Annotated in this window: 24 protein-coding genes and 1 pseudogene; 11 read left to right on the forward strand and 14 right to left on the reverse strand. The window is 71.0% G+C overall.

Translation table 11 applies throughout. The features are described 5' to 3' along the window. The first annotated feature begins 10 nt into the window (after positions 1–10). Positions 11–982, forward strand: coding sequence for a cyclase family protein (locus E0500_RS00870; RefSeq protein ID WP_181586820.1), 972 nt, complete (start codon positions 11–13; stop codon positions 980–982). Here the strand turns inward: E0500_RS00870 and E0500_RS00875 are convergent. Both E0500_RS00875 and E0500_RS00880 read right to left on the reverse strand, forming a co-directional pair. Next, positions 974–1441 carry a protein-tyrosine phosphatase family protein gene (locus E0500_RS00875; protein WP_131565647.1) on the reverse strand — a complete coding sequence of 156 codons (468 nt, stop codon included), beginning with the start codon at positions 1439–1441 and terminating at the stop codon, positions 974–976. The two genes, E0500_RS00870 and E0500_RS00875, sit on opposite strands and share 9 nt — an antisense overlap. A 40-nt stretch (positions 1442–1481) precedes the next feature. Next, positions 1482–2222: a FadR/GntR family transcriptional regulator gene (locus E0500_RS00880; protein WP_258573058.1), complete on the reverse strand. Its 741-nt coding sequence runs from the start codon at positions 2220–2222 to the stop codon at positions 1482–1484. Between the two features lie 221 nt (positions 2223–2443). Here E0500_RS00880 and E0500_RS00885 point away from each other — a divergent pair, with 221 nt between their 5' ends. The 5 genes from E0500_RS00885 (at position 2444) to E0500_RS00905 (ending at position 9242) form a co-directional block, all read left to right on the forward strand. After that, the gene (locus tag E0500_RS00885; protein ID WP_131565645.1) at positions 2444–4072 is read left to right on the forward strand and encodes an ABC transporter substrate-binding protein; all 1629 of its coding nucleotides are present in this window, start codon (positions 2444–2446) and stop codon (positions 4070–4072) included. Between the two features lie 133 nt (positions 4073–4205). After that, a complete protein-coding gene (locus E0500_RS00890) occupies positions 4206–5165 on the forward strand; it encodes an ABC transporter permease (RefSeq protein ID WP_131565643.1) in 960 nt (319 codons plus the stop codon). Between the two features lie 11 nt (positions 5166–5176). After that, entirely contained in the window at positions 5177–7162 is a 1986-nt protein-coding gene (locus tag E0500_RS00895; protein ID WP_131565686.1) for a dipeptide/oligopeptide/nickel ABC transporter permease/ATP-binding protein, read from the forward strand. A gap of 71 nt (positions 7163–7233) precedes the next feature. Next, positions 7234–8307, forward strand: coding sequence for an ABC transporter ATP-binding protein (locus tag E0500_RS00900; RefSeq protein WP_131565684.1), 1074 nt, complete (start codon positions 7234–7236; stop codon positions 8305–8307). After that, positions 8304–9242: a dihydrodipicolinate synthase family protein gene (locus E0500_RS00905; protein WP_131565641.1), complete on the forward strand. Its 939-nt coding sequence runs from the start codon at positions 8304–8306 to the stop codon at positions 9240–9242. Before E0500_RS00900 ends, E0500_RS00905 begins: the two co-directional genes overlap by 4 nt. A 509-nt stretch (positions 9243–9751) precedes the next feature. Here E0500_RS00905 and E0500_RS00910 read toward each other — a convergent pair. From E0500_RS00910 to leuA, 3 genes and pseudogenes are all read right to left on the reverse strand, one after another. Beyond that, positions 9752–10996: an exo-alpha-sialidase gene (locus tag E0500_RS00910; RefSeq protein WP_258572581.1), complete on the reverse strand. Its 1245-nt coding sequence runs from the start codon at positions 10994–10996 to the stop codon at positions 9752–9754. A 141-nt stretch (positions 10997–11137) separates the two neighbouring features. Then, positions 11138–11805: pseudogene (locus E0500_RS00915) on the reverse strand (TerB family tellurite resistance protein). Between the two features lie 525 nt (positions 11806–12330). Further along, on the reverse strand, positions 12331–14052 hold the full coding sequence (gene leuA / locus E0500_RS00920) for a 2-isopropylmalate synthase (RefSeq protein WP_131569580.1): 1722 nt from the start codon (positions 14050–14052) through the stop codon (positions 12331–12333). A 342-nt stretch (positions 14053–14394) separates the two neighbouring features. Between leuA and E0500_RS00925 the strand changes: the two genes are divergently transcribed. The 3 genes from E0500_RS00925 to E0500_RS00935 all read left to right on the forward strand — a co-directional run bounded on the left by E0500_RS00925 (position 14395) and on the right by E0500_RS00935 (position 17156). Beyond that, complete coding sequence (locus tag E0500_RS00925) at positions 14395–15465, forward strand: M4 family metallopeptidase (RefSeq protein ID WP_131569579.1); 1071 nt, start codon at positions 14395–14397, stop codon at positions 15463–15465. Positions 15466–15485: 20 nt separating this feature from the next. Then, positions 15486–15752, forward strand: coding sequence for a protealysin inhibitor emfourin (locus tag E0500_RS00930; RefSeq protein WP_131569577.1), 267 nt, complete (start codon positions 15486–15488; stop codon positions 15750–15752). An 87-nt stretch (positions 15753–15839) separates the two neighbouring features. Beyond that, a complete protein-coding gene (locus E0500_RS00935; protein WP_131569575.1) occupies positions 15840–17156 on the forward strand; it encodes a GH1 family beta-glucosidase in 1317 nt (438 codons plus the stop codon). A 58-nt stretch (positions 17157–17214) separates the two neighbouring features. Here E0500_RS00935 and E0500_RS00940 read toward each other — a convergent pair whose 3' ends face one another. Continuing rightward, a complete protein-coding gene (locus tag E0500_RS00940; RefSeq protein ID WP_165935176.1) occupies positions 17215–17856 on the reverse strand; it encodes a TetR/AcrR family transcriptional regulator in 642 nt (213 codons plus the stop codon). A 63-nt stretch (positions 17857–17919) separates the two neighbouring features. On the opposite strand from E0500_RS00940, the gene E0500_RS00945 reads away from it, so the two are divergent. Beyond that, positions 17920–18633: an SGNH/GDSL hydrolase family protein gene (locus tag E0500_RS00945; RefSeq protein WP_165935175.1), complete on the forward strand. Its 714-nt coding sequence runs from the start codon at positions 17920–17922 to the stop codon at positions 18631–18633. 177 nt (positions 18634–18810) lie between these two features. Here the strand turns inward: E0500_RS00945 and era are convergent, their stop codons facing one another. Continuing rightward, on the reverse strand, positions 18811–19788 hold the full coding sequence (gene era, locus E0500_RS00950) for a GTPase Era (protein WP_131569569.1): 978 nt from the start codon (positions 19786–19788) through the stop codon (positions 18811–18813). Between the two features lie 205 nt (positions 19789–19993). Here era and E0500_RS00955 point away from each other — a divergent pair, with 205 nt between their 5' ends. Then, positions 19994–20332 carry a P-II family nitrogen regulator gene (locus E0500_RS00955; RefSeq protein ID WP_131569564.1) on the forward strand — a complete coding sequence of 113 codons (339 nt, stop codon included), beginning with the start codon at positions 19994–19996 and terminating at the stop codon, positions 20330–20332. Here the strand turns inward: E0500_RS00955 and E0500_RS00960 are convergent. The 7 genes from E0500_RS00960 to ybeY all read right to left on the reverse strand — a co-directional run bounded on the left by E0500_RS00960 (position 20271) and on the right by ybeY (position 26828). Beyond that, positions 20271–21326 (reverse strand): WxL protein peptidoglycan domain-containing protein, encoded by a 1056-nt coding sequence (locus E0500_RS00960; RefSeq protein ID WP_181586822.1) that lies wholly within the window; start codon positions 21324–21326, stop codon positions 20271–20273. The two genes, E0500_RS00955 and E0500_RS00960, sit on opposite strands and share 62 nt — an antisense overlap. 128 nt (positions 21327–21454) lie before the next feature. Beyond that, positions 21455–22798, reverse strand: a complete 1344-nt coding sequence (locus E0500_RS00965; RefSeq protein ID WP_181586823.1) for a beta-xylosidase — start codon at positions 22796–22798, stop codon at positions 21455–21457. A gap of 302 nt (positions 22799–23100) precedes the next feature. After that, entirely contained in the window at positions 23101–23577 is a 477-nt protein-coding gene (locus E0500_RS00970) for a hypothetical protein (protein WP_131569560.1), read from the reverse strand. Between the two features lie 641 nt (positions 23578–24218). Continuing rightward, the gene (locus E0500_RS00975) at positions 24219–24572 is read right to left on the reverse strand and encodes a cytidine deaminase (RefSeq protein ID WP_131570890.1); all 354 of its coding nucleotides are present in this window, start codon (positions 24570–24572) and stop codon (positions 24219–24221) included. Positions 24573–24670: 98 nt separating this feature from the next. Continuing rightward, positions 24671–25030 carry an MmcQ/YjbR family DNA-binding protein gene (locus E0500_RS00980; protein WP_131570888.1) on the reverse strand — a complete coding sequence of 120 codons (360 nt, stop codon included), beginning with the start codon at positions 25028–25030 and terminating at the stop codon, positions 24671–24673. Continuing rightward, the gene (locus E0500_RS00985; protein WP_131570886.1) at positions 25027–26334 is read right to left on the reverse strand and encodes a hemolysin family protein; all 1308 of its coding nucleotides are present in this window, start codon (positions 26332–26334) and stop codon (positions 25027–25029) included. The genes E0500_RS00980 and E0500_RS00985 overlap by 4 nt, the downstream gene beginning before the upstream one ends. After that, complete coding sequence (gene ybeY, locus E0500_RS00990; RefSeq protein WP_131570885.1) at positions 26331–26828, reverse strand: rRNA maturation RNase YbeY; 498 nt, start codon at positions 26826–26828, stop codon at positions 26331–26333. Before ybeY ends, E0500_RS00985 begins: the two co-directional genes overlap by 4 nt. Between the last annotated feature and the right edge of the window lie 8 nt (positions 26829–26836).

Here is a 26836-nt window from a genome sequence, read left to right on the forward strand (position 1 = left end):
AAGCCCGCTCATGGCTCTGCCCACCTACCGGCAACTCACCCGGCGCACCGACGCCCCGCCCGGATCCAGCTGGCACCTGTTCGCCGACCGGCCCGAACGGGGCATGGCGAACTTCGCGGGCCCTCCGCAGATCCGCCGCGCCGCCGCCTGCGTCACCGAGGGACACGCCTTCAATCTGGACTACCCACTGGACGCCTTCGACCCGCCCATGTCCAAGGCCCGGGGCGTGCCCCACCACCGCATCACCGCGAAGCACGAGCAGGCCCGCGACGACGTCCTGGACAACTTCCACCTCCAGGCAAGCACCCAGGTCGACGGGCTGCGCCACCGCCGCGCCTCCGGGCACGGCTTCTACAACGGCGTCCCCGACGACGAGATCACCCCCGGCAGCCCTCGGCTGGGCATACAGCTCTGGGCCGAGACGCCGCTCGTCGGACGGGGCGTCCTCATCGACATCGACGGCCTGCTCCGCGACCGGGGCACTCCCCTCGATCACGCGGACGGCCCCGCCCTCACCACGGAACTCCTCGACGAAGCCCTGGCGGCGCAGAACTGTCACGTCGAACCCGGTGACCTGGTGCTCGTCCACACCGGCTGGGCAGCCTGGTACCTCACCACCACCCAGGACGTACGCGCCGAGGTCCGCGCACAACGACGCGCCACCGGCTTCGCCCAGAGCCGCGCCTTCGCCGCCTGGTGCTGGGACCACCGCATCGCCCTGCTGGCCACCGACACCTTCGCGGTGGAAGTCCTGCCCGTGCTGGACACCAGCGACTTCCGCCACACCGCCCCCGAGGACGACGGCATGATGCACCAGGAACTGATCGCCAGACTGGGCCTCCCGCTGGGCGAGTTGTGGAACCTGCACGCCCTCGCCCTGGACTGCCGCACCACCGGGCGCTGGGACAGTCTCCTCACCGTCAAGCCCCTCAACCTGACGGGTGGAGTCGGCTCACCCGCCAACGCCACCGCCCTACGCTGACGATCCCCCGGACAGGTCCTGGGCGCGCGGCCCCGCGAAGCGCCGTACGTACCGCCGCTGCCACGGCGTCTCCACCGCGTGCCGGTCGTAGTGCTCGCGCACGTACGCCACCGCCTCCTCCGGGCGTACGCCGTCCAGGACCGCCAGGCAGGCCAGGGCGGTGCCCGTGCGGCCGCGCCCGCCACCGCAGGCGAGCTCCACGCGCTCGGTGGCGGCGCGGGACCAGACGTCCCGGAGCATCTCCTCGGCCCGCGCGCGGTCGCTGGGCAGACGGAAGTCGGGCCAGCGCAACCAGTCGGCGTCCCACGGGACTTCGGGTGGCTGCCTGCCGAGGAGGTACACGGCGTACGTGGGCGTCGGGCCCTCCGGGAGGGGGTGGCGAAGTCCTCGGCCGCGCACCAGGCGCCCGGAGGGAAGGCACAGCACGCCGGGGTCGGTCGGCTTCCAGGGCTCGGTCATCGGGCCAGCTTAGGCACGGCCCGTGGACGGAGGACGGTGTTCAGCCGACCCCGCGCGACTCCTGTGCCGCCCTCGCCTCGATGCCGCGGAAGTGGTCGGCCATCGCGCGCTGGGCGGCCTCGACGTCGTGGGCCCGCAGGGCGGTGACGATGTCGCGGTGGCGGCGCACCGTGAGCTCGGGGGACGGGTCGTCCGTCCAGCCGCGGGCGCCCGAGACCCGGCGGAAGACCGTCCAGAAGGCGCCGAGCAGCTGCGGCACGAGCGCGTTGCCGAGGGGCGCGTACAGCAGCTCGTGGAACTCGCGGTCGAGTTCGGGGAAGGGCTCCCCGGCCTTCCCGGCCGCCTCCATACGGTCGACGACCGCTTCCAGGCGGTCCAGATCGGCGTCGGACAGCGTGGCCGCGGCCCGGCGGATCAGGCCCTCCTCCAGCACCTCGCGCACCTGGAGGATCTCGGCGAGGGCGCCCGGATCGCCGTCGGGCCGGGCGAGCGTGCGGAAGGTGAGGCCGTCGACGAGGGGGGTCAGCGAGGCCTGGCCGACATAGGTGCCGTAGCCGTGCCGGATGTCGACTATGTCGAGGGCCTGGAGTGCCTTGAGTGCCTCCCGGACGGAGTTGCGGCTGACGCCGAGGTCCTCCATCAGCTCCGTCTCGGTGGGCAGTGGCGCCCCCGGCTGGAGCTTTCGGTCGAGGATCAGCTGCATCACGTCGCGCTGGATCTGGCTGCTCACCCGCTGTCCGGGCCGACGTCGGTTCCCGGTCTCCTGAGACATGCGCCGCATCGTACGCTCACTGGACATCCGACGTCCCACCTCCGGAACGGTTTTCAGCCTGCCATTGGTCGTACCTGTGGAAGATACGCCATTCGTGTGCGGACTCTTGACCGCCCCCACGGCCCCTCTTATGGTCACGCTGCCCCCTATGACGTAGGACGTCGTATCTCCTCACCACATACTCAGTACTCCTCGTACTCCTCCCCTCCCGGACCCCTGTAGGAGGAACCGTGCGCGACGTGACCCCTGACGTACCGGCGCTGCACCGCCGGTCGTTCCTGAAGTACTCCGGCGCGCTGGGTGCCGCCGCAGCCATCTCCTCGTCGTTGACCGCCTGCTCGTCCGGGCCCGAGTCCACCAATGACACCGGGGGCGGGGGCGGCGGGAACGGGACGCTGACCGCCGTCATCGGCTACGGCAACGACGGCAGCTGGGACCCGACCCAGACCGCGTCTGCCTTCTGCATGGCCGCCAACAACCACATCTACGAGGGCCTCCTCGACACCGACCCCATCTCGCGCGAGCCGTACGCGGCGCTCGCCACCGAGGTGCCGAGCGATCTCACCGGCACCTCCTGGAAGTTCACACTGCGGGCGGGTGCGAAGTTCCACGACGGGAAGCCGGTCACCGCCGACGACGTGGTGTTCGTGTTCGACCGGATTCTGGATCCGGACACGCAGACCCTGGCCAAGGGGTTCTTCGTCAGCTGGCTCAAGGAAGTCAAGAAGATCGACGCGCAGAACGTCGAGCTGGTGCTGAAGTTCCCCTTCCCTGAAGGGGTTTCGCGGCTGACCCTCGCGAAGATCATGCCGAAGCACGTCTTCTCGGGGCCCGGCGCCTGGGAGGACGCCATCAAGGGCAAGGCGATCGGCTCGGGACCGTACCGGCAGACCGCGCACCACCCGAAGTCCAACACCACGTTCGAAGCGTTCGCGGACTACAACGGCCCGCGCAAGCCCGCCTTCAAGAAGATGAACTGGCTGACCATAGTGGACGCGGCCCCCCGCGTCGCGAAGATCTCGGGCGCGAGCGCCGGCGCGCAGATCGCCGACAACATCCCGTACGCCAACATCACGCAGCTGGAGAAGGGCGGGCTGTCCGTGAAGGGCGGCTCGGGGATGAACAACCTCTTCCTGATGTTCAACACCCGGCACAAGCCCTTCGACGACGTACGGGTCCGGCAGGCGCTGCGCTACGCCATCGACACCGAGAAGATGGTGGAGGTCGCGCTGAAGGGGCACGGGACGCCGTCCTCGTCGTTCCTGAACGAGGCCAATCCCACGTACCGGCGCGCGAAGACCGTGTACGACTACGACCCGGACAAGGCCAAGCAGCTGCTGAAGGAGGCCGGGGTCAGCGGGCTGAAGATCGACATCCTCGCCGTGAACGTCAGCTGGATCGTCGACTGCCTGCCGACCATCAAGTCGTCCTGGGACGCGATCGGCGTCGAGACCACGCTGTCGCCGCAGGAGACCACGGCCGTCTTCACGAAGATGGACCAGAAGCAGGACTACCAGGTCGTCGCCGCCGCCTCGAACCCCAACCAGTTCGGGCTCGATGCCGATCTGATCATGCGGTACAACTACACGGCGACGAACCTCTGGATGCAGTACACCCGGTGGGCCGACAACTCCGTGGCCAGGCAGCTCTTCAAGGACATGGACCAGGCGACGCGGGAGCCGGACGCCGAGAAGAAGAAGGCCATGATCCAGGACTACGTCGACGTCGTCGCCGAGCAGGCCGTGCTGTATCCGGTGGTGCACACCGAGTTGATGACGGCGTGGGATCCGAAGCGGCTGGCGGGGATAAGGGCGCAGCCCTATCCGGGGATCAATCTGCTTCAGGCCAAGTGGGTGTAGTCACGGTGAGGGCGGGAGTCACCGTGAGGGCGGGAGTCACCGTGAGGGCGGGAGTCACCGTGAGGGCTGGAGTCACCGTGAGGGCTGGAGTCACCGTGAGGGCTGGAGTCACCGTGAGGGCTGGAGTTCGTACGTGATCGCCATCCTCAGGATCCTGATCCGGCGGATCGCGCTGCTCGTCCCCCTCGTGCTCGGGATCGTGCTGTTCGTGTTCCTGGTCATGCGGTTCTCGGACGTCGACCCGGCGTCCGCGTTCTTCCAGGGGGCCAATCCGACGCCCGAGCAACTGCACCAGTTCCGGGAGGAGAACGGGCTGCTGGACCCGCTGCCCGTGCGGTACGTGGGGTTCGTCGGGGACCTGCTGCACGGTGACATGGGGATCAGCGCGCTGACCAGGGCGCCGGTGGTCGACCAGGTCACCACCGCGCTGCCGCTCACCGTCCAGCTCACCTTCATGGGCCTCGGCATCGCGGTGGTCCTCGCCCTGCTGGGCGGGGTCACCGCCGCGATCTACCGGGACCGGCTGCCGGACCAGATCATCCGGGTGGTGTCGCTGACCGGGGTGGCGGCACCCGGGTTCTGGCTGGCACTGCTGATGATCCAGTACCTGGCGGTGGACCTGGGCTGGTTCCCGACGAGCGGGTACGTCAATCCGGCGGACTCGTTCACGGGGTGGCTGAAGACGATGACGCTGCCCGCGTTCGCGCTGTCGCTGCCGGTGGCCGCGCAGCTCACCCGCATCGTGCGTACGTCCGTGGTGGAGGAGCTGGACAAGGACTATGTGCGGACGGCGATCGGGAGCGGTCTGCCGCCGAGGGTCGTGGTCGGCCGGAACGTGCTCCGCAACGCGCTGATCAATCCACTCACCGTCCTCGGGCTGCGCGTCGGTTATCTGCTGGGCGGCGCCGTCGTCATCGAGACGATCTTCTCGCTGCCCGGGATGGGGAAGCTGATGATCGACGCCGTGAAGAACGGCGACCCGGCGGTCGTCCAGGGTGTGGTGCTGACCACCGCCACGGGCTTCGTGGTCGTGAACCTCGTCATCGACATCCTCTATCTGCTGGTCAACCCGCGGCTGAGGGAGGCGAGCTGATGGGCGGCTTCATGGTGCCGACGCGCAAACGGCTCACGGACGCCCTGTCCCGCCCCGGTATCCGGGTGCGCGGCTGGCAGCGGCTTCCGCTGCTGTCCCGGATCGCGGTCTGCTTCCTGTCGGTCGTGGTGCTGGTGGCGCTGCTGGCGCCGCTGCTCGCCCCGCACGATCCGCTCGACCAGCAGGGGCTCGTGGACGGTACGGGGGCGCCGTCCGCGGATCACTGGATGGGGCAGGACAGTCTCGGCCGGGACATTCTGAGCCGGCTGATGTACGGGGCCCGGTGGTCGCTCGCGATCGGGCTCGGCGCCACCGGCCTTGCGCTGATCGTCGGGGCGGTCATCGGTGCCGTCGCCGCCACCTCGCGCAAGGCGGTGGACGAGACGCTGATGCGCTGCCTGGACGTCGTCATGGCGTTCCCGGGCATCGCGCTGGCGGCCGTGCTGGTCGCCGTGTTCGGCGGCGGCATCACCGTGCTGATCTGCGCGATCGCGTTCCTGTTCACCCCGCCGGTCGCGAGGGTCGTACGGGCGAACGTCCTGGACCAGTACGGCGAGGACTACGTGACCGCCGAGCGCGTCATCGGGGCCCGTACGCCCCACATCGTGGTGAAGCACGTGGCCATCAACTGTGCCGCCCCTGTGCTGGTGTTCTGCACGGTGCAGGTCGCGGAGGCCATCGTCTTCGAGGCGTCGCTGTCGTTCATCGGCGCCGGGGTGCGGCCGCCGGACCCGTCGTGGGGCAGTGTCATCGCGGACGGCAAGAACATGGTGCTGACCGGGGGCTGGTGGGCGACCGTGTTCCCGGGGCTGCTGATGCTGGTCACGGTGCTGTCGCTGAACATCCTCTCCGAGGGCGTGTCGGACGCGTGGGCGGCGCCCGCGCCCCGGGACGTCGAGGCACGCACGGGCGAGCGGGACCGGCTGGAGGCGCCCGAGCCGGGCAGCGGGAAGGTGCTCCAGCTGCCGGGGCTCACGGAGGCGGCCCGGCGACTGCGCGACCGGGCCCGGCCCCTGCCCGGAGGACAACCGGTGCTCTCGGTCGAGAGCCTCGCCATCGGCTTCGAGCAGCGGCACGGCGGCGTGGACATCGTGGACGGCATCAGCTTCGACGTGCACCCGGGTGAGGTCGTCGGCCTGGTCGGCGAGTCGGGCTGCGGCAAGTCGCTGACCGCGCTGGCCGTGATGGGCCTGGAGCCGAAGGGCGCCCGTGTACGCGGACAGGTCCGCTTCGGCCGGCGGAACCTGCTGGCCGAGCCGATGCGCGTCAGGCGCCGGCTGCTCGGCCACGACATGGCGATGATCTACCAGGACGCGCTGTCGTCCCTGAACCCGGCGATGACGATCCGCGCCCAGCTGAAACAGGTCGTACGGCGGGGCGGCCGGCGCACCCCCGCCGAACTGCTGGAGCTCGTCGGCCTCGACCCGGACCGCACCCTGCGCAGCTACCCGCACGAGCTGTCCGGCGGGCAGCGCCAGCGCGTCCTGATCGCCATGGCCCTGTCCCGCGAGCCCCGGCTGATCGTCGCCGACGAGCCGACGACCGCCCTCGACGTCACCGTGCAGGCACAGATCATCGAGCTGCTGCTGCGGCTGCGCGAGGAGCTTGACTTCGCGCTGATCCTGGTCTCGCACGACCTGGCGCTCATCGCGGACGTCACCGACCGGGTGATCGTGATGTACGGCGGCCGGATCGTGGAGACGGGCGTGACGGCCGACCTGGTGGGCAGCCCGTCCCACCACTACACGCGCGGCCTGCTCGGCAGCGTGCTGTCCCTGGAGTCGGCCGCCGAACGCATGACCCAGATCAAGGGCACGGTCCCCTCCCCCGCCGACTTCCCGCGGGGCTGCCGGTTCGCCGACCGGTGCCCGATGGCGACCGAGGTGTGCCACACGACCCGCCCCGAGCTCGTCGGCGGCACCCGTCACACGGCCGCCTGCCACCACCCGGCGATCGACCTGACCGCCCCCGAGCCGACGGGAAGGGCCGTGAAGTGAGCGAGCCGACCGAGCGGGTGAGCGGTGAGGGGCCCGAGGTGGCCGAGCGGCTCAGCAGTGCGGGGCACGAGTTGGCCGCGCTCTCCGACGCCCATGTCGTCCACAGGGCCCGCAGCGGCGGCCTGTTCACACGCGACCGGGTGTACGCCCTCACGGGCGCCGCATTCCGTATCGCGCCCGGCGAGACGGTCGGCGTGGTCGGGGAGTCGGGCTGCGGCAAGTCGACCCTGGCCAAGGTGCTGGTGGGCGTGCAGCGGCCGACGTCCGGCACGGTCTCCTTCCGGGGCCGGGACCTGTGGGCCATGAAGCCCGCCGAGCGCCGGGCCACGGTCGGCCGCGGCACCGGCATGGTCTTCCAGGACCCCTCCACCGCCCTGAACCGGCGGCTGCCCGTCCGCCAGATCCTCCGCGACCCACTGGACGTCCACCGGCGTGGCACTCCGGCCGAACGCGACGACCGCGTACGGGAGTTGATGTCCCTGGTCGGCCTTCCCGTGGCACTCGCCGACGCCCTCCCCGGCCAGTTGTCGGGCGGACAGCGGCAGCGCGTCGCCATCGCGCGGGCGCTGGCCCTGGACCCGGAGCTGGTGGTGGCCGACGAGCCCACGAGCGCCCTGGACGTGTCGGTGCGCGCCCAGATCCTGAACCTCCTGCTGGACCTCAAGGAGCGTCTGGGCCTCGCCCTGGTGTTCGTGTCGCACGACATCCAGACCGTACGGCGCATGAGTGACCGCGTGATCACCATGTACCTCGGCCGGATCGTCGAGGAGTCCCCGGCCGACGAGGTCACCGAACGCGCCCGTCACCCCTACACCCGCGCGCTCTTCTCCGCGACACCCGGTCTGCTGGACCCCATCGACCCGATCCCTCTCGTCGGGCCGGTGCCGTCGGCGACACGCCCGCCGAGCGGCTGTCCGTTCCGTACGCGCTGCTGGAAGGCGGACGATGTGTGCGCGGAGGTGATGCCGGACGTCGCGGCCGCGTCGACGCCCGGTCATCGCTTCCGGTGCCACCATCCTGTTGAGGAGGGCCGGCCGACCCGGGAGCTCGTCGCTCAGGCGGCCGCCTCCGCACCGCCCGAGGCCACCGCCATGGCCGACGTCCCCGTACCCGACGTACGGAAAGAACCCAGGGAGCATCCATGACCATGTCCACCCCGCTGACCGGTGTCGTACCTCCCGTCTGCACCCCGCTGACACCGGATCGCGAGGTGGACGTCCCCTCCCTCATCAGCCTGGTCGACCATCTGGTGGCCGGGGGTGTGCACGGCCTGTTCGTGCTGGGCTCGTCGTCGGAGGCCGCGTATCTGACGGACCGGCAGCGAAGGCTGGTCGTGGAGAGCGTCGTGACGCACGTCGGCGGCCGGCTGCCGGTCCTGGCGGGCGCGATCGACATGACCACGCCCCGGGTCCTGGACCATGTGGCGGCCGTCATCGGGGCGGGTGCGGACGGCGTCGTCGTCACCGCGCCCTTCTACACCAGCACCCACCCCGCGGAGATCGCCCGCCACTACCGGCTGATCGCGGAACGCTCGCCGGTCCCGGTCGTCGCGTACGACCTGCCGGTCTCCGTCCACACGAAGCTGAGCCCGGACCTGGTCCTCGACCTCGCGGCCGAAGGCGTGCTGGCCGGGCTGAAGGACTCCAGCGGCGACCAGGCCGGTTTCCGCGCGGTGGTGACGGGGGCCCGTACCCGCCACGACATCACCGGTTTCAGCGTCCTCACCGGCTCCGAGCTCCTCGTCGACTCGGCGCTGGCCATGGGCGCGGACGGTGCCGTGCCCGGTCTCGCCAACGTGGACCCGGCGGGCTACGTCCGCCTGTACGACCTCTGCCGTGCGGGGGACTGGGAGCGGGCCCGCGCCGAACAGGACCGGCTGTTCGCCCTGTTCGGCATGGTGGGTGCGGGCGCCGCCGACGGCCGTATGGGCGGGAGCTCCTCGGCCCTCGGCGCCTTCAAGGCGGCGCTCCGGCTCCGGGGCGTCATCGCGTGCGGCGCCACCGCCGAGCCTCAGGTGGCGTTGTCGGAGGGCGAGGTGGAGCGGGTGGGCAAGTACCTGGCGTCGGCGGGCCTGCTGTAGGGGTTGTTCCGCCCCCGCCGCCCCTACCCGTCCCATCCCCAGGGGCGCCGCCCCTTCGACCCCGGCCACTGGGGCTGCGCCCCTGGACCCCCGGGCTTCCGGGGCACGGCCCCGGTCCCATCTTTCGGGGCTCCACCCCGGACCCCGTTTCGGGGCCAGCCCCCGGACTCCCGCTCCTCAAACGCCGGAGGGGCTGGAATGTGCGGGCGGCTGGAATGTGCGGGCGGGCTCGAATACGCAGAGCGGGACTGGGTTTCTGCCGGCCGGGGCCGGGGTTTGCCAGCCAGGGCCGGGACCCTCCGGCCGAGGCTGGGACCCTCCGGCCGAGGCCGGGACCTTCCTCCTGGGGATTTTCAGCCGAGGCCAGGCACCCCCAGCCCGTCCGGCGTTTGAGGACGAGGCCGTTCAGGCCGACAAAGCGGGGGTCTGGGGCGGCAGCCCCCAGGGAAGGGGTGGGACGGGTAGGGGCGGCGGGGGCGAGGAACCCCCGGGCCCGGGCCCGGCGGGCGCTAACCCGCCAGCTCAGCCATCGCCACGCGCCGGAACTCGATCCGCTCGTACGTCCCCGACACCCCCGTCTCGTACAGGACACCCACCCGGCTGCCGCCGAGCTGTACGAGGTCGGAGTACGCGGCGCGTGACGTCGACAGGGTCTTCGCCTTGGTGAACGTCGCGCCCGCGTTCCCGCTGCGCCAGATCGCCATGGACTGGCGGGCCGTCGAGACGGAGGGGCCGGAGAAGAGGAGGGGGCCGTTCTTCACCTGGAGGACGCTGCCCTGGACGACCGGGACGTCGTTCAGCGTGGGCTGGACCGTGTACGGGCGGGTCAGGGTCGCGGCGCCGTCCTCGGAGTACGCGTCCAGACGGTTGCCGGTACTCGTGCCGTTCTGGTCACGGGAGCTGAAGTACAGGCGCCCGTCGGGGAGTTCGGCGGCGATGCTCTCGTTCGCGTTGTCGTACCCGTCGTACGAGTCGTCCACGAAGCCCAGCCGCCAGTTCGCACCGCCGTCGTCGGAGTAGAAGGCGTGGGCGCCGTAGTACTTCGGCTCCTGGCCCGTGTCGGGGGAGCCGACGGGCGGCGCCGCGGAGTGGTTGGCGGGGATCACCAGGCGGCCGGCGTGCGGGCCGCGGGTGAGGGCGACGGCGTGGCCCGGACCCGTCGCGTACCAGCGCCAGTCCGGGAGCTTCACGTCCGCCGTGATGTCCCGCGGAGCGGTGAAGCTGCGGCCGTCGTCCTTGCTCGTCTGGACGAAGCCGCGGCGGCTCTGCTCCGGCGTCACCTCGCCCCGCATGATCTGCGCCTCGGTCACCGCGCCGCTGTTGTAGGACGTCACGAGGACGATGCGCCCGGTGCGCGGGTCCACGACCGGCGCCGGGTTGCCCCGCGTGTTCCCCTTGCCCGCCGCCACCACCTTCGTCGGCCCCCATGTGCAGCCGCCGTCGATCGACCGTCTGAGGACGACGTCGATGCTGCCCGTGTCGCTCGCGCTGTTGCGTCTTCCCTCCGCGAAGGCGAGCACGGCACCTCCCGGCGTGGTGATCGCCGCCGGGATCCGGTACGTGTCGTAACCGCCCTCCCCCGCCGTGTACGGCACGGACGAGGTGCAGCCGCGAGGGGGCAGGGGCAGGGCCGCCGCGGGGCTCGTTCCGGCGGTGACGGCGAGGGCGGTGAGGGCGGTGAGCGCGGTGAGCGCGGTGAGCAGTCCCGCGGCGGAGGAGGCGGACAACGCGGCCGTACGGCTCGTGGCAGACAAGGCGGCTCTCCTGGACATGAGGCGGAAATGGGACGTCGGACGTCCAGGCGAACCTACGGTTTCCGGTGAAAGGCAGCAATACCACTGAGTTGCCTGGGCGTTGACGCCCGGGAGAACCGGCCGCGTCACGTAGGGGTGGCTCTACGAGGGAGTACGGGCCGCCGCCAGCAGCAGGCGGGTGACGTCGTCCGCGGTCATCGTGAGGGCCGCCCCGACGGTGGACAGGACGTCCCGTTCGGCGGGTGTGTACGGGCCGTCGGCGAGGGCGATGCGGGCGCCGTGGAGCAGGATGGTCTCACGGCCGGGCGGGGCGAGGTGGGGGCGAGGGGGTCCAGGGCCTCGTGGAGTTCTATGGCGAGGCCCGGGCCGCAGGGCTCGCCGAAAACGCGGCCCGTGTCGGCGGCGAGGGCCTCGACGAGGGCGCCGAGCGCTTCCATCGTGCAGTCGTCGAAGCCGGCGGAGCGCACCGCGCCCGCGGCGGTCGACAGGGCGGCGGGGGCGCAGGGGGCCCCGGCGGCCAGGACGGCGAGCGCGACGGTGTGGACGGCGTCCCGCAGCATCGCCGAGAAGCGGGTGGTGGTCGGGTGGTCCAGGACCTCGGTGCCGTAGTGGTGGCGGCAGGCCGCGCACTCCACGACCGGGCCCGTCTCGCCGCGCGGGACGAGGGGGACACCCGCGAGGGTGAGGCGGCGGCGGCCCACGAGGCGCTGGTAGTTACGGTCGCCCCCGCATCCGGGGCAGAAGAACTCGCCGTCGCCGACCGGCGTCCACGCGGTGCGTGTGCCCAGGACGCGGTTCAGGCGGGTCATCGTGCGGCTCGCCGTACCGGCCGTACGGGAGCCCGGTACGTGGGGCGCGCGGGTCTCGTGGGCACCCCGGCCGTCCCGTCCGTCTGGCTGCACGTCGCACCTCCCAGCGCCGCGGCACCATCGCCGCGCCCCGTGATGTTAGCCACATTGTCGAGGTGGAGTCAGCCCTCGGGAAGAGACCCGTTCGTGATCTGGCGAACGAATGGCCGGTATGCGACGTCGTCGCTCCGCTGGGTGAGCGGGTTCTGGGAGTGCGGGTCGTCGTGGGGCGCGACCTGGGTGCGGGGCGTCCAGGGGACTCCGTCTTGAAACTGCGGCTCGCCGGTGGCTTGTCGGGCCCACGCGGCGGAGCCGCATATCGGCACGGCCCCGCGCCCCTGAATTCGAGACTGCACGCCGTCTCGAAACCGCGAGTCCGTCGTCGTTGATCGCGCCCGCGCGGCGGAGCCGCATCGTGTCACAGCCCCGCGCCCCTGACGGGGCACGGGGCTGTGAGCCCGGCCGTGAAACGGCCGGGCTTTCGCGTCAGCGGGTCGCGCGGTTGACGGCGGAGACGACCGCCTTCAGCGAGGCGCGTGTCGTGTTCGCGTCGATGCCGATGCCCCAGAGGACCTTGTCGTCGATCGCGACCTCGATGTACGAGGCGGCCTGCGCGGAGGCGCCCTCGCTCATCGTGTGCTCCTGGTAGTCCAGCAGGCGGGCGTCGACGCCGATGCCCTGCAGCGCGTGGAAGAACGCCGAGATCGGACCGTTGCCGGTGCCGACCAGGGTGGTCTCCGTGCCGTCGACCTCGGCCTCGACGGTGAGGGTGTCCACGCCGTCGGTGTCGGTGGTCGACTGGTTGTTGCGTACCTGGAGGCGGCCCCAGGCGTTCGCCGGGTTCGGCAGGTACTCGTCCTGGAAGGTCGCCCAGATGTCCTTCGGGGTGACCTCGCCGCCCTCGGCGTCCGTCTTCGCCTGGATGATCTTCGAGAACTCGATCTGCATACGGCGCGGCAGGTCCAGCTTGTGGTCGTTCTTCAGGACGTAGGCGATCCCGCCCTTGCCGGACTGCGAGTTGACGCGGATGACGGCCTCGTAGGAGCGGCCGACGTCCTTGGGGTCGATGGGCAGGTACGGCACGGCCCACTCGATGTCGTCGACCGTGACGCCCTTGACCACCGCGTCGGCCTCCATCGCGTCGAAGCCCTTCTTGATGGCGTCCTGGTGGGAGCCGGAGAAGGAGGTGTAGACGAGGTCGCCGACGTACGGGTGGCGTGCGTGGACCTCCATCTGGTTGCAGTACTCCCACGTACGACGGATCTCGTCGATGTCGGAGAAGTCGATCTGCGGGTCGACGCCCTGGGAGAACAGGTTCATGCCCAGGGTGACCAGGTCGACGTTGCCGGTGCGCTCGCCCTGCCCGAACAGACAGCCCTCGACACGGTCGGCGCCGGCCATCAGCGCCAGCTCGGCGGCGGCGACAGCGGTGCCGCGGTCGTTGTGCGGGTGGATCGACAGGCAGACGTGCTCGCGGCGGGACAGGTTGCGGCCCATCCACTCGAAGCGGTCCGCGTGCGTGGACGGCGTCGACCGCTCCACGGTGGCGGGCAGGTTGAGGATGATCTCGCGGCCGGGACCGGGCTGCCAGACGTCCATGACCGCCTCGCAGACCTCCAGCGCGAAGTCCAGTTCGGTGTCGGTGAAGATCTCCGGCGAGTACTGGTAGCCGAACGCCGTCTCCGGGCCCAGCAGCTTCTCCGCGTACTCCATCACCAGGCGGGTGCCGTCGACGGCGATCTGCTTGATGTCGTCCTTGGAGCCACGGAAGACGACCCGGCGGAAGACGGGAGCGGTGGCGTTGTAGAGGTGGACGGTGGCGCGCCTGGCGCCCTTCAGCGACTCGACCGTCCGCTCGATCAGGTCCTCACGGGCCTGGGTCAGTACGGAGATGGTGACGTCGTCCGGGATGGCGCCCGGCTCCTCGATGATCGAGCGTACGAAGTCGAAGTCGGTCTGGCCGGAGGCGGGGAAGCCGACCTCGATCTCCTTGTAGCCCATCTTCACCAGCAGGTCGAACATCTCGCGCTTGCGGGCGGGCGACATGGGGTCGATCAGGGCCTGGTTGCCGTCGCGCAGGTCGGTGGAGAGCCACCGCGGCGCCTGGGTGATCCGGTTGTTCGGCCAGGTGCGGTCGGCGACGTCGACCTGGTCGTACGGACGGTACTTGTGGACCGGCATGGAGGTGGGCTGCTGGCGGTTCGCCATGATGCTTCGGGCTCCTCAGGATGTCCGAGTGGACGGCCGACGGCGCAACGCCGAACTCCGCGGGGAGGGGGTCGGCCTCGACTACAGGCCCTCGCCGCGGCAGCTAAGGAGGAGCAGCCCGAAATGCATGATGCTGCGGAGCATAGCCGAGCCTCGCTCTGTGCGGGGGGCCGTATCAGTATGCGGGATCAGTAAGGGGCCAAGGGGAGGAACGGGGCGAAAAGTGCCCTATACCACTCCGGCGTCACATCCACACGGAGAAGCGACACCTGTGTCACCACATTTCACCAATCACGGTTGCAGGTAGTGACAGTCCGATAACTCAGTGCAAGGGTTCCGGGCATGAAAACCAACGGGGGCCACGAGCCCGTCTTCTGCACCGTCGTACCGCCGCACGTCCTCGACAAGCTGGCCCAGCACGAGGACCCCGCTCTCGCCGGTCCCGCCCGCCGGACCCTGGAGCGCGACGCCTTGGAGCGCACCCACCGTCGTCTGACCACGGTCATCGGCGCACCGGCCGTCGCCGCGCCCGCCGGGGCGGAGGCCGGGAAACCGCACCGCACCGTCTACGACGCCGGGCACGGCACCGCCCTGCCCGGCCGCAAGGTGCGCGCCGAGGGCGACAAGCCCGGCAAGGACGCCACGGTCAACCGCGCGTACGCGGGCCTGGGCGCGACCTTCGAGCTGTTCCTCAAGGCGTACGAGCGGGACTCGATCGACGGCAACGGCCTGCCGCTGGACGCGACCGTGCACTACGACCGCGAGTACAACAACGCCTTCTGGAACGGCGAGCAGATGGTCTTCGGGGACGGCGACGGCGAGATCTTCCTCGACTTCACCATCCCGGTCGACGTCATCGGCCACGAGCTCGCGCACGGCGTCACCCAGTACACGGCGAACCTCACGTACTTCGGTCAGCCGGGCGCGCTCAACGAGTCGATGTCGGACGTCTTCGGCGCGTTGATCAAGCAGTACACGCTCGGCCAGACCGCCGCCGAGGCCGACTGGCTGATCGGCGCGGGCCTGCTCGCCCCGCGTGTCACCGGCGTCGCCCTGCGCTCCATGAAGGCACCCGGCACGGCGTACGACGACGACGTCCTCGGCAAGGACCCGCAGCCCGCGACGATGGACGACTACGTGCGCACCGGCCGCGACAACGGTGGCGTCCACATCAATTCCGGCATCCCGAACCACGCGTTCTACCTGGCGGCCACCGAGCTCGGCGGGCATGCCTGGGAGCGGGCCGGGCAGATCTGGTACGACGTGCTGACGGGCGGCGAGCTGAAGGAGAAGGCCATGTTCACGGACTTCGCGAAGCTCACGGTCGCGGCGGCCCGGGCCCGGTACAACGAGGGCGAGGAGCTGCGGGCCGTGCTGAAGGCCTGGGAGCAGGTCGGGGTGCGGACGGTGTAGTTCCGTACTAGACAAGACCCATGCGTATTCAGGTGAGGCGCACGGGCGGTTTCGCGGGCATCGAGCGGTTCGCCGAGGTGGAGACCTCGGGGCGCGCCGACGCCCAGGAGTGGCATGCCCTGGCCGAGCAGGCGGTCGCCGACGGCCGGGGCACGCCCCCGATCGGGGTGCCGGACGGCTTCAGCTACCAGATCACCGTGAACGACAGGACGGTGTACTGCTCCGACCCCCGGCTCACGGAGGAGCAGCGCAAGCTGATCTCAAGGGTGCTGAAGGAGGGGGCGTAGCGGCCGGTTCACTCGGATGCGGTTCGCTCGGATGCGGTTCGCTCGGATGCGTTGACTTCCGTTACCGCCGGTACGGATGATCCGCGCATGGCGACGAACCCGATATCCCAGTTCCCGTCCGACTTCCTGTGGGGCGTGTCGACCTCGGCCCACCAGATCGAGGGTGCGGCGGGCGAGCGCGAGCCCTCCGTGTGGGACGCCTTCAGCGCCGAACCCGGACGGATCAAGGACGGGTCGACCGCGGCGACGGCCCCCGACCACTACCACCGCTACCGCGAGGACGTCGCGCTCCTGGCCGGCCTGGGCGTGGACGCGTACCGCTTCTCGGTCTCCTGGCCACGGGTGCGTTCCGAGGGCGGCCTGGACTTCTACGACCGGCTGGTGGACGAGCTGTGCGGGGCGGGCGTGCGGCCCGTCCCGACCCTCTTCCACTGGGACCTGCCGGTGACCCTGGACTGGCTGGAGCGGGACACGGCCGCGCGTTTCGCGGAGTACGTGTCGGTCGTCGCCGAACGTCTCGGCGACCGCGTGAAGAAGTGGATCACGATCAACGAGCCCGCCGAACACACCCTGTTCGGGCATGCGCTCGGCGCGCACGCACCGGGCAGGAAGCTGATGTTCGACGCGCTGCCGGCCGCCCACCACCAGCTCCTGGCCCACGGGCTGGGTGTGCAGGCCCTGCGCGCGGCCGGAGCCGACGACATCGGCATCGCCAACTCGCACGGGCCGACGTGGGCGGCCTCGCGGGAGCAGGCGGACCTGGAGGCGGCGGGGTTCTACGACCTGCTGCTGAACCGGATGTTCTCCGACCCCGTCCTGCTGGGCGAATACCCCGAGGGCATCGCTGACCTGATGCCCGGGGACGTGTCGGCCGATCTCAAGGTGATCGGGGAGCCACTGGACTGGTACGGCATCAACTACTACGCGCCGACCCGGGTGGGTGCGCCCCAGGGTGAGGACATCGAGTTCGGCGGGCTGACGATCCCGGCCGAACTGCCCTTCTCCGTCAGGGAGATCGAGGGGTACCCCGTGACGGACTTCGGCTGGCCGGTGGTGCCGGAGGGCCTCACGGAGCTGCTGACGGGATTCACCGAGCGGTACGGCGACCGCCTGCCTCCCGTCGTCATCACCGAGAACGGCTGCTCGTACGAGGGCGTCGACGACCAGGAGCGGATCACCTACCTCGACGGCCACATCCGGGCGCTGCACCGTGCGATGGAGGCGGGCGTGGACGTCCGCGGCTACTTCGTATGGTCCCTGCTCGACAACTTCGAGTGGGCGGAGGGGTTCGCGCGCCGCTTCGGCCTCGTCCACGTCGACTACGACACGCTGGAGCGGACGCCCAAGGCGTCGTACGCGTGGCTGCGGGACGGGCTGCGGAGCCGGCGGCGGACCGGGGGGTGACCACGAGCGGCCCAGGGATGACCAGGGCGGCTCCGGCACCGTGACCGGTCGGGTCCCGTCACCCCAGTCCCGACCGCACGGAACGCGCCGCCCGTTCCGGGTCGTCACCGGCCGCCACCGCGAAGTCCCGCAGCAGTCCGGCGAGTACGTCGTCCGGGCCGTAGATGCCCAGGATGTAACCGGCGTGGGCGAGTTGGGCGAGGCCGTGCATCTGGACGAACAGCTGCCGGACCAGGAGGTCGGCGTCGGCGTCCGCGCGGAACCGTCCGGAGTCGACGCAGCGGCGGATGGCGTCCCGCGGGTGCCGTAGCAGGGCCACGCCCATCTGCCGGTCCCCCTGGGTGAGTTCGAACCCGGCGAGGGTGGAGCCGCCGAACATCACGGCGTACACGTCGGGTTCGGCGCGGGCGAACTCCTGGTAGACGCGGCAGAGTTCGGTGAGTTCGAGGACGGGATCGGTTCCCGGCGCGACAGCGTCCACCCTGCCCAGGAACCGTTCGACGCCTTCCCGCATCACCTCGCGCACCAGCGCCGGCATCGATCCGAAGTGCGTGTACACGGCCATCGTCGACGCCCCGACGGCCTTGACGAGGCGACGGGCGCTGAGCGCGGCGGGGCCTTCCTCGGCCAGGACGCGAGCGGCTTCGTCGAGGAGGAGGCGGCGAACCGGACTGGCCGGTTCCTGGCTGCGGCTTGACACGGACCACAGCATAACGTTGTTATGGATATAACGCCGTTATGGATTGCGGGCGAGGGGGTCGTGATGTTCACGAAAGGGATGCGCGGGCGGTTGGTACGGCTGCCCGAGGCCGCGGGGGACGACTCGGGGCTCACGGAAGGCAGGGAGCCGGCCCTGCGGCTCGCGGTGATCGGGGACTCGGTGGCCGCGGGGGTCGGGGCGGCGGACCACCGGGAAGCCATGGCGGGGCAGCTGGCGGCGGCCGTGTCGGCCATGACCGGGCGGGCGGTGTCGTGGCGGGTGGCGGCGAAGGCGGGGGCCTCGCTGTCGACGGTCCGCCAGGGCCTGCTGCCGGGCCTGACGGACCCGACGGCCCGCTGGCGCCCGGACGTGGTGCTGGTGGTGGCGGGCACGAACGACGCGATGCGGCTGCGCCGGCCGCGGGCGTTCCGCCGGGAGGCGGAGCGCCTGATCCGTGACGTCCGGCTACGGCTCGGCGAGGACGTCCCGGTGGTCTTCGCGGGCCTCCCGTCGCTGGCCCGCCTGGAGGCACTCCCCAGCCGGGTCCGAGTACCACTCGGACTCTACGTCGGGCTCCTGGACAGGCAGTTGAGGACGGCGGCCGCGAGGGGAGTCGCCGTCTTCCACCTGCCGTCCGGGGGCCCGCCGGACCTCCCGGGCGAGTGGCTGGCCAGGGACCGGTTCCACCCGTCGGCGGAGGGCTACCGGGCCTGGGCGCGGGTACTGGCGGCCCGCCTCGCCACACTGACGGAGGCGACGCTGCCGGTGGTCCCGTGAGGCTCTAGGGCGTGATCGAAGTCCCGCCTGCCGCGCGACGCCTGGCACCACGATCGCGGCGTTGCCGAAACGCCCGAATAGCTCCGCTATTAGGGCGCTCCGGCGCCTTGCGATCGCACGCACCAGACGCCGCGCGGCCCGCCCTTCGGGCGGACGACGGGACTTTCGAAACACGCCCTAGAAGCCCAGCCGCCGCAGCTGCTTCGGGTCCCGCTGCCAGTCCTTGGCGACCTTCACATGGAGGTCGAGGAACACCGGCGTACCGAGCAGCGCCTCGATGTGCTTGCGGGACTTGATGCCGACGTCCTTCAGGCGCTTGCCCTTGGGGCCGATGATGATGCCCTTCTGGCTGGAGCGCTCGATGTAGAGGTTCGCGTGGATGTCCAGCAGAGGCTTGTCCGCCGGGCGGTCCTCGCGGGGGAGCATCTCCTCCACGACCACCGCGATGGAGTGCGGAAGCTCGTCCCGTACGCCCTCCAGCGCCGCCTCGCGGATCAGCTCGGCCACCATCACCTGCTCGGGCTCGTCCGTCAGGTCGCCCTCGGGGTAGAGCGCAGGGCCCGGGGGGAGGAGCGGGATCAGGAGGTCCGCCAGCAGGTTCACCTGCTTGTCGCCGACCGCCGACACGGGCACGATCTCGGCCCACTCGATGCCCAGCTCCTTGCCCAGCTGGTCGATCGCGATCAGCTGTTCGGCCAGGGCCTTGGGGTCGACCAGGTCCGTCTTCGTGACGATCGCGACCTTCGGGGTCTTCTTGATCCCGGCCAGCTCCTTCGCGATGAAGCGGTCGCCGGGGCCGATCTTCTGGTCGGCCGGCAGACAGAAGCCGATCACGTCCACCTCGGCCCACGTGGTGCGCACCACGTCGTTCAGCCGCTCCCCCAGCAGCGTGCGCGGCTTGTGCAGCCCGGGGGTGTCCACCAGGATCAGCTGCGCCTCCGGCCGGTGCACGATGCCCCGTACCGTGTGCCGCGTCGTCTGCGGCCGGTTCGAGGTGATCGCCACCTTCTGCCCGACCAGAGCGTTCGTGAGGGTGGACTTGCCCGCGTTGGGGCGGCCCACGAAACAGGCGAAGCCCGCGCGGTGGACGGAGCCCGAGGACTCCGGGGACTCCGACGGCTCGGGGGTCTGGGTGCGAACGCTCATGGCGCCCATTGTCCCTGATCCCCGAAGCCCCACCGCACAGCCGCCTTCGCCGTCAGGTGCACACCGGCCCGGACCTTACGGTGCACGCCGAAACGGCCTACGATCACGGCGTCCCGGGCCACGGCGTCCCGGTCACCGCATCCCCATCCGCGTCCGCGTCCGCGTCCGCGTCCGCATCGTCCGTCCCCAGCGCGCAGAAGGTCAGCAGGCAGGCATGAAGCTCATCACCGCCGTCGTCAAGCCGCACCGACTCGACGAGGTCAAGACCGCGCTCCGGGAACTCGGAGTCCACGGTCTCACCGTCACCGAGGCAAGCGGTTACGGCCGCCAGCGCGGCCACACCGAGGTGTACCGGGGCGCCGAGTACCGCGTCGATCTCGTCCCCAAGGTTCGCATCGAGGCCGTCGTCGAGGACGCGGACGCCGAGGCGGCCGTCGACGCCGTGGTCAGGGCCGCCCGGACCGGCAAGATCGGCGACGGCAAGGTGTGGATCATGCCCGTCGAGACCGTCGTACGGGTGCGGACGGGCGAACGCGGCCCCGACGCGCTCTGAGGCGGCCCCGCCCCTTCAGACGCGGTCTTGAGGCGGCCCTTTCAACGGAGCGCCCTGCGCCGCCGCGCCCGGACCACCACCCCGCCGCCACCAGCCCCGTCCCCAGCACCAGCGCCACCAGCCACGGCAGCGCGAAGAACGACACGCTGGCCGACTCTCGGGTGTCCTCGGCGGAGGCGGTCAACGTGACGTCGCCCCAGTCGAGTTGGGGCGCGCCACGCCAGGGTTCGGCCAGGCGCACGCGCTGCCCCGGCAGCAGCTCCGAGGGGATTCCGGTCAGGTCGCGGGACAGGAGCGTACGGCCGAAGAGGCCCTGGGCCCTCAGTTCGACCCGTGGGTTGAGGGTGACGTTGCCGGTGTTGTGGAGGGTGTACGAGATCGTCGCCGTGCTATCGCCCGTGCCGGGCACGAGGGGCTGCGTGTGGCGGACGCGGACCTTCTCGACGGCGAGGGCGGGCACCGTGGGCCCGTTCACTCGCAGGTAGACGCGGGCGCCCACGGCCCGCTGCACCCCGACCGCGAGCGACCCGTCGCCCGCGTCGATCCGCTCATCCAGGGCCACCAGCGCGCCCGGATGGTCGCCCGGTTCGGCCCGCTCGGGCACGCGCAGGGTGAACGGCACGGTGACCCGGCCGCGCGCCGGCACGGTCACCCGGGACTTCGCGGGCTTCGCCCAGGCACCCACTCCGCGCTGCCTCTCCTTCACCGTGCGGACCGCGAACCCGCCGTCGCGGGCGGTGTTGTACGCGTCGGCCGCGTAGAGGCGGAACGTCAGCGGTCTGCCCGTCTTGTTGGCGACGACGACCTTGTCCCTGACCGTCGTGCCGGGATTGGCGGTGACGTAGAAGTACGGCCGCTGGGAGAGCTCGGAGGAGACGGGGAACACGGACCAGCTGCCGTTGTCGGCGGCGTACGAGGGGCCGGCCGGCCAGAGCAGCAGGGCGGTCAGGAGGAGGGAGAGTTGGAGGGGGAGGAGGGCGTACGGCTTGCGCATGGGTGCGGACCCCCTACGGACGGCGCTGCGGACGGACGCTCGGATGCTCAGGCACTCGGTTGCTCGGTTGCTCGGTTGCTCGGGTGACGTGGTGGGCGGGCGGGTGCGCGCCCGGCCCACGACGGCCGTCAGGTGAGGGTGAGCGTCAGGACGCCCGCGTACGAACCGGGCGGCGTGGCCGCCGGGACCTCCAGCGCGAGCTTGGCGTCCACGGTGAACTCACCGCCGGTGCGGGTGCCGTCGGGTGCGGACGCCAGGGTCGCGCCCGCGCTGCCCACCGGACCGGCGGAACCGGCCTGGCAGGTGCTCGGGCTGCCCTGCTCGGTGACGCACGCCGGGGTCCAGCTCAGCTTCGAGGCGGGGATGGACGCCCCAGGACCCGTGAAGTCCGTGACCTTGCCGGTCAGCGACCAGCCGGCCGTACCGCCGCGGTGGTCCTTGACGGTGACCGTCCGCAGATCGCCGTCGGCCGTGCCGCCGGAACCGGACTCGACGGAGCCGAGGTCGACGGTGTCCCCGGCCTGGCTCATGGAGAGGGTTCCCGCGGTGACCCTGGCCGTGATCTTCTGACTGTCCCCCGGGACGGGAGTGTCGTCGATCACGACGTACGCGGCCGGACCGGCGCCCTTGCTGTCGCTCCAGCTGTCACCCTCGTACGCCACGACGCCCGTCGTCGCCCTGTCGTTCACGGTCAGCGCACCGCTGAAGGCGCCCTGGGCGTCCGCGGTGACGGTGGCCGTGTCCGCCGTCTGGGCCGTGCCCGCGCGCCCGGCGAGGGTGACCCTCGCCCCCGGCGTGAAGTCGCTGCCGGTGACGGTGACCCGGGCACCCGGGGTCCCGGAGGCCGAACCCAGTGAGATGGCACGGGTGTTGGGCTGGCTGACGTCCGTGGCGGTCACGGTCTCGGAGACCGGCGCGGGCGGGTTGGTCACCGTGCAGGGGGTGTCCAGTTCGAGGATGTAGCTGGTGTGGATGTTGTAGTCGCCGGGCGAGAGGGTGATCGCGCCGGGTGAGGTGACCGTGAAGGTGCCGGTCATGGAGAACGAGGGGAAGGGGCCCCGTCCGGGCACGGGGTCGTTCTTCTTCGGCCCCGCGACCGTGATGTCCCCTGTCTGCGCCCCGCCCAGGGTGACCTTGCCTGTGGGCGTCATGATGTCGGCCGGCAGGGCGAGGTCGGTGGGGTTGCTGGCGGCGGGCTTGACCACCGTGTAGGTCACGGTGACGGTGTCGCCCACCTTCGGTGTGGCGTTGTCCACCGCGATCCGCGCGGTGGTCGTGCCGTCGATGGGCGGGATGCCCGCGATCGGCGGCGGAACGCAGTGCGTGGCGAAGTCCACGTCCGCGGACCGGGTACTCGCGGCACCGGCGGGCGCGGTGAGCGCCCCCTGGGCGGTGACGGCGAGCGCGGTCGCCCCGAGGAGCGCGGCCAGGCGGCTTCTTCGTACGACGCCTCTTCGGCTGATGGATCCCATGGATACCCCCTTGAGGGATGCGGGCGCAGTGGCTCTTCCGCGCCGACAGGGGGCCATTGATGTGCAGGTTGTGTGAGAAGTCAATGGACGTGCGGGACTAGAACTGATGGGCCATCAGCTTCTGTCAACGCCCGCTCACAGCAATCCACTTGGGGGCGAACGGGGGGGGTGGAGGAACCCCGACCGGTTCCGTCCCCGCAGGCTTCCGGGACGGAACCGGCCTTCACACATTGCACACGCGAGGGTTCACACGCGAGGGCTTACTCGCGAGGGAGCACTCGTGAGGGAGCACTCGCGAGGGCTTACTCGAACACGAACGGCCCCGGCGACTGCGGCCCTTCGGCGTTGCACGTGATGGTGATCCCGAAGACCGTCAGCTTGAGAGAGCCGCCGTAGGCCTCCAGGCTGTCCCCCGCGGCGACGGTGCCGGGGAGCGGCCCGACCGTGACCCCGTCGCCGGCGGCCATCGCCGGGTTCTTGGTGCCGGTGAACGCGGTCGTGCCGCCGCCCGCCTTCACCAGGGTGAGGGTGGACTGGACGGAGTCCGCGCCGATGGCGAGAGGAGCGGTGATCTCGTCGGAGCTGAGGGTGATGGTGGCGGAGGTGCCGTTCTGGGTGGCCGTGAGGGTGGCGCCGCCGCCACCGTACAGGCCGCAGTCGGCGGTGATCGTCGCGGCCTGCGGCTCGACGGCCGCGGCGCCGGGGGCGAAGGTGAGCCCTGCGACGGCGACCGCACCGGTCACCAGTGCCGCGCTGATCCCGAATCGATTGCGTCTCATCTGAATCGTGTTCCCTTCCCTGGTCCGGGAATTGCCATGTGGGGGCGGAGCTTGGGACGGTCGCCTTCCGGGCACGCGGACTCGTCACCGGACCGGTCGGTGCTCGGCATCGAGATCGAGCACCGCGAGGTGGGGCCGGCCTGGCGAGGATGCGGGGAGACGCGTGCGCGCGAACCACCCACCGCGAGCGGGGTGCGGCACGCGACGCGGCGGAATCTGACGGTCCGTCGGAAGAACGGGTTCCATTGACGCGTGAGTAACCCGGGATTGCAAGACACGCCCTGCCAGTTCTTCCAAGGGTCCGCGAAACTGGCCGAAGTCGTTCCCAGGGCGGGTGCTGAACGGCGTTGCCCTTGAGACTGGTTGCACCGTTCTGTCCAACAGTGCGGGTCCCGCCGCCCCCGGGCTCTGTCGCCCACACACGACTTTCGCCCCGTCCAGGGTCCCGCCTACCGGCCGATCCACTCCAGCCGGGGCGCGCGCGCTTTCAGGGGCGCGGGGAAACTGCGCGCTTTCAGGGGCGCGGGGCTGTGTCTGATATGCGGCTCCGCCGCGTGGGCGCGACCAGCCACACACAGCCCGCCACCGACCCACCCACCCACCCCAAGCATCCGCAAACCCCTCAGTCCGCCACCAACACCTCAGCCCGCCGTCACAGTCCCCCGCACCGAACCGTCCGGCCCCGCAACCAACACCGGAGTCCCCGCACCACCGAGATCCCGTACCGCCGCCCGGTCCTCCTCCGGCACGCCCTCCGACTCCGTGACCACCGCGGCCGCCTCAAGGGACTTCGCCCCGGACGCCACGGCCATCGCGACGGCCGTACGCAGCGCGCTCAACCGCAGCGAGTCGAGGTCGACGGTCCCCGCCACATACGTACGCCCCGTGTCGTCCCGTACGGCCGCGCCCTCGGGCACCCCGTTACGGGCCCGGGCCGACCGGGCCAGGGTGACGATCTTGCGGTCCTCTGGGTCGAGCGCGCTGCTGTCGGTCATGCCCCCGAGCATACGGAGGCACGGCGACCACCGGCCCACTCACCCCACCACGCCGAGGACAGCCGCTGCAGAGGACGCTCAGGGACGGTCCAGGACGCTCAGGGACGATCCAGGCGGAGCCGCTCCGCTCGTGGCAGGCCGGCCACCACCAGGTCGTAGGAGTCCTCGATGAGCTCCCGGACGACGTGGTCCGGGAGGTCGCCGTCGGCCGTGACCGTGTTCCAGTGGCGCTTGTTCATGTGGTAGCCGGGGATGATCAGGCCGGGGTACTCGCCGCGCAGCCGTACGGCGTCCTCCGGGTCGCACTTGAGGTTGACGGTGAGCGGGCGCCCGTCCAGGTACGTCAGGGCGAACATCTTGCCCAGGACCTTGAAGACCGAGGTCTCCGGGTTGAACGGGAAGTCCTCCACTGCCGCGTTGAAGGAGAGGCAGAACGCGCGCAGCTCCTGGGGCGTCACTCGGACTCCTTCTCCGCCTCCACGGGCTCGGGCGGCCCGATCGGCTCCACCAGCACCGTGACGATCTTGTTCCGGCGGCCGGCGGCGGCCTCGGCGGTGAGGCGCAGCTCCCGCTCGTCCGGCAGGGGCACGACGGACGAGGCCCCGGCGATCGGCACGCGGCCCAGCGCCTTCGCGAGCAGCCCGCCCACCGTCTCCACGTCCTCGTCGTCGTACGCCTCTATGCCGTACAGCTCGCCGAGGTCGCCGATGTCGAGGCGGGCCGTCACGCGGTAGCGGTCCTCGCCGAGCTCCTCCACCGGGGGCAGCTCACGGTCGTACTCGTCGGTGATCTCGCCGACGATCTCCTCGAGGATGTCCTCGATGGTGACGATGCCGGCCGTGCCGCCGTACTCGTCGATGACGACGGCGACGTGGTTGCGCTCCTGCTGCATCTCACGCAGCAGGTCACCCGCGTTCTTGGTGTCGGGGACGAAGGCTGCGGGCCGCATGGCGGTGGAGACCAGCTCGGACTCGGCGTCCCGGCTGATGTGCGTCTTGCGGGCCAGGTCCTTCAGGTACACGATCCCTACGATGTCGTCCTCGCTCTCGCCGGTGACCGGGATGCGGGAGAAGCCGGAGCGCAGGGCCAGGGTGAGGGCCTGACGGATCGTCTTGAAACGCTCGATGACGACCAGGTCGGTCCGCGGGACCATGACCTCGCGGACGAGGGTGTCGCCGAGTTCGAAGACGGAGTGCACCATACGGCGCTCCTCGGCCTCGATCAGGGACTCCTTCTCGGCCAGGTCCACCAGCGCGCGCAACTCCGCCTCGGAGGCGAAGGGGCCGCGGCGGAAGCCCTTGCCGGGGGTGAGCGCGTTACCGATGAGGATCAGCAGGGGCGGGATCGGGCCCATGATCCGGGCCAGCGGGAGCAGCACGTACGCGGCGGCCGTCGCCGTGTTCAGCGGGTGCTGGCGGCCGATCGTGCGCGGCGACACCCCGACGGCGACGTACGACACGAGGACCATCACGGCGATGGCGACGACGAGGGCCTGCCAGGTCTTGTCGAACTCCTGGAGGCAGGCGTACGTGATCAGCGCGGCGGCCGCCATCTCGCAGGCGACGCGCACGAGCAGTGCCACGTTGAGGTAGCGGGTGGGGTCGGCCGCGACCTGGGCGAGCTTGGCGCTGCCGCGCCGCCCGGACCGTACGGCCTCCTCGGCTCGGAAGCTGGAGACGCGCGCGAGGCCCGCCTCCGCGCAGGCGGCGAGCCAGGCCACGACGACCAGCGCGACGGCGCCGGTGAGAAGGGATGCGCTCATGACACGGTGGGGGCCGGGGAGGGGCCCGTCAGGCCCTTCTCCGCGCGCCAGCCGTCGACGATGGCCGCCTGGAGGCCGAACATCTCGGCCTTCTCGTCCGGCGCCTCGTGGTCGTACCCGAGCAGGTGCAGCACTCCGTGGACGGTGAGCAGTTGGAGCTCCTCGTCCATGGAGTGCTGCGTGGGCGCTTCCGTGCCCTGCTTGGCCGCGACCTCCGGGCACAACACGATGTCACCGAGGAGCCCGTGCGGAGGCTCGTCGTCGTCCTTCGAGGGCGGCCGCAGCTCGTCCATCGGAAAGGACATGACATCCGTGGGCCCGGGCAGATCCATCCACTGGATGTGCAGTTGCTCCATGGCGTCGGCGTCCACGACGATCACCGAGAGCTCGGAGAGCGGGTGGATGCGCATCCGTGCGAGCGCGTAGCGGGCGATGTCGAGGATCGCCTGCTCGTCGACCTCGGTTCCGGACTCGTTGTTGACGTCGATCGACATGGTCGTGC

The organism is Streptomyces sp. KM273126 (assembly GCF_004337435.2).
GTDB lineage: Bacteria > Actinomycetota > Actinomycetes > Streptomycetales > Streptomycetaceae > Streptomyces > Streptomyces acidicola.

Coding starts and splice junctions, on each gene's coding strand:
- E0500_RS00975 (WP_131570890.1), bottom strand. CDS start 24,572: ATGACCGACAGCAGCGCGCTCGACCCAGAGGACCGCAAGATCGTCACC.
- E0500_RS00905 (WP_131565641.1), top strand. CDS start 8,304: ATGACCATGTCCACCCCGCTGACCGGTGTCGTACCTCCCGTCTGCACC.
- ybeY (WP_131570885.1), bottom strand. CDS start 26,828: ATGTCGATCGACGTCAACAACGAGTCCGGAACCGAGGTCGACGAGCAG.
- E0500_RS00875 (WP_131565647.1), bottom strand. CDS start 1,441: ATGACCGAGCCCTGGAAGCCGACCGACCCCGGCGTGCTGTGCCTTCCC.
- E0500_RS00965 (WP_181586823.1), bottom strand. CDS start 22,798: ATGGGATCCATCAGCCGAAGAGGCGTCGTACGAAGAAGCCGCCTGGCC.
- E0500_RS00925 (WP_131569579.1), top strand. CDS start 14,395: ATGAAAACCAACGGGGGCCACGAGCCCGTCTTCTGCACCGTCGTACCG.
- E0500_RS00945 (WP_165935175.1), top strand. CDS start 17,920: ATGTTCACGAAAGGGATGCGCGGGCGGTTGGTACGGCTGCCCGAGGCC.
- E0500_RS00870 (WP_181586820.1), top strand. CDS start 11: ATGGCTCTGCCCACCTACCGGCAACTCACCCGGCGCACCGACGCCCCG.
- E0500_RS00955 (WP_131569564.1), top strand. CDS start 19,994: ATGAAGCTCATCACCGCCGTCGTCAAGCCGCACCGACTCGACGAGGTC.
- E0500_RS00960 (WP_181586822.1), bottom strand. CDS start 21,326: ATGCGCAAGCCGTACGCCCTCCTCCCCCTCCAACTCTCCCTCCTCCTG.
- E0500_RS00895 (WP_131565686.1), top strand. CDS start 5,177: ATGGTGCCGACGCGCAAACGGCTCACGGACGCCCTGTCCCGCCCCGGT.
- E0500_RS00880 (WP_258573058.1), bottom strand. CDS start 2,222: ATGCGGCGCATGTCTCAGGAGACCGGGAACCGACGTCGGCCCGGACAG.
- E0500_RS00935 (WP_131569575.1), top strand. CDS start 15,840: ATGGCGACGAACCCGATATCCCAGTTCCCGTCCGACTTCCTGTGGGGC.
- E0500_RS00985 (WP_131570886.1), bottom strand. CDS start 26,334: ATGAGCGCATCCCTTCTCACCGGCGCCGTCGCGCTGGTCGTCGTGGCC.
- E0500_RS00930 (WP_131569577.1), top strand. CDS start 15,486: ATGCGTATTCAGGTGAGGCGCACGGGCGGTTTCGCGGGCATCGAGCGG.
- leuA (WP_131569580.1), bottom strand. CDS start 14,052: ATGGCGAACCGCCAGCAGCCCACCTCCATGCCGGTCCACAAGTACCGT.
- E0500_RS00970 (WP_131569560.1), bottom strand. CDS start 23,577: ATGAGACGCAATCGATTCGGGATCAGCGCGGCACTGGTGACCGGTGCG.
- era (WP_131569569.1), bottom strand. CDS start 19,788: ATGGGCGCCATGAGCGTTCGCACCCAGACCCCCGAGCCGTCGGAGTCC.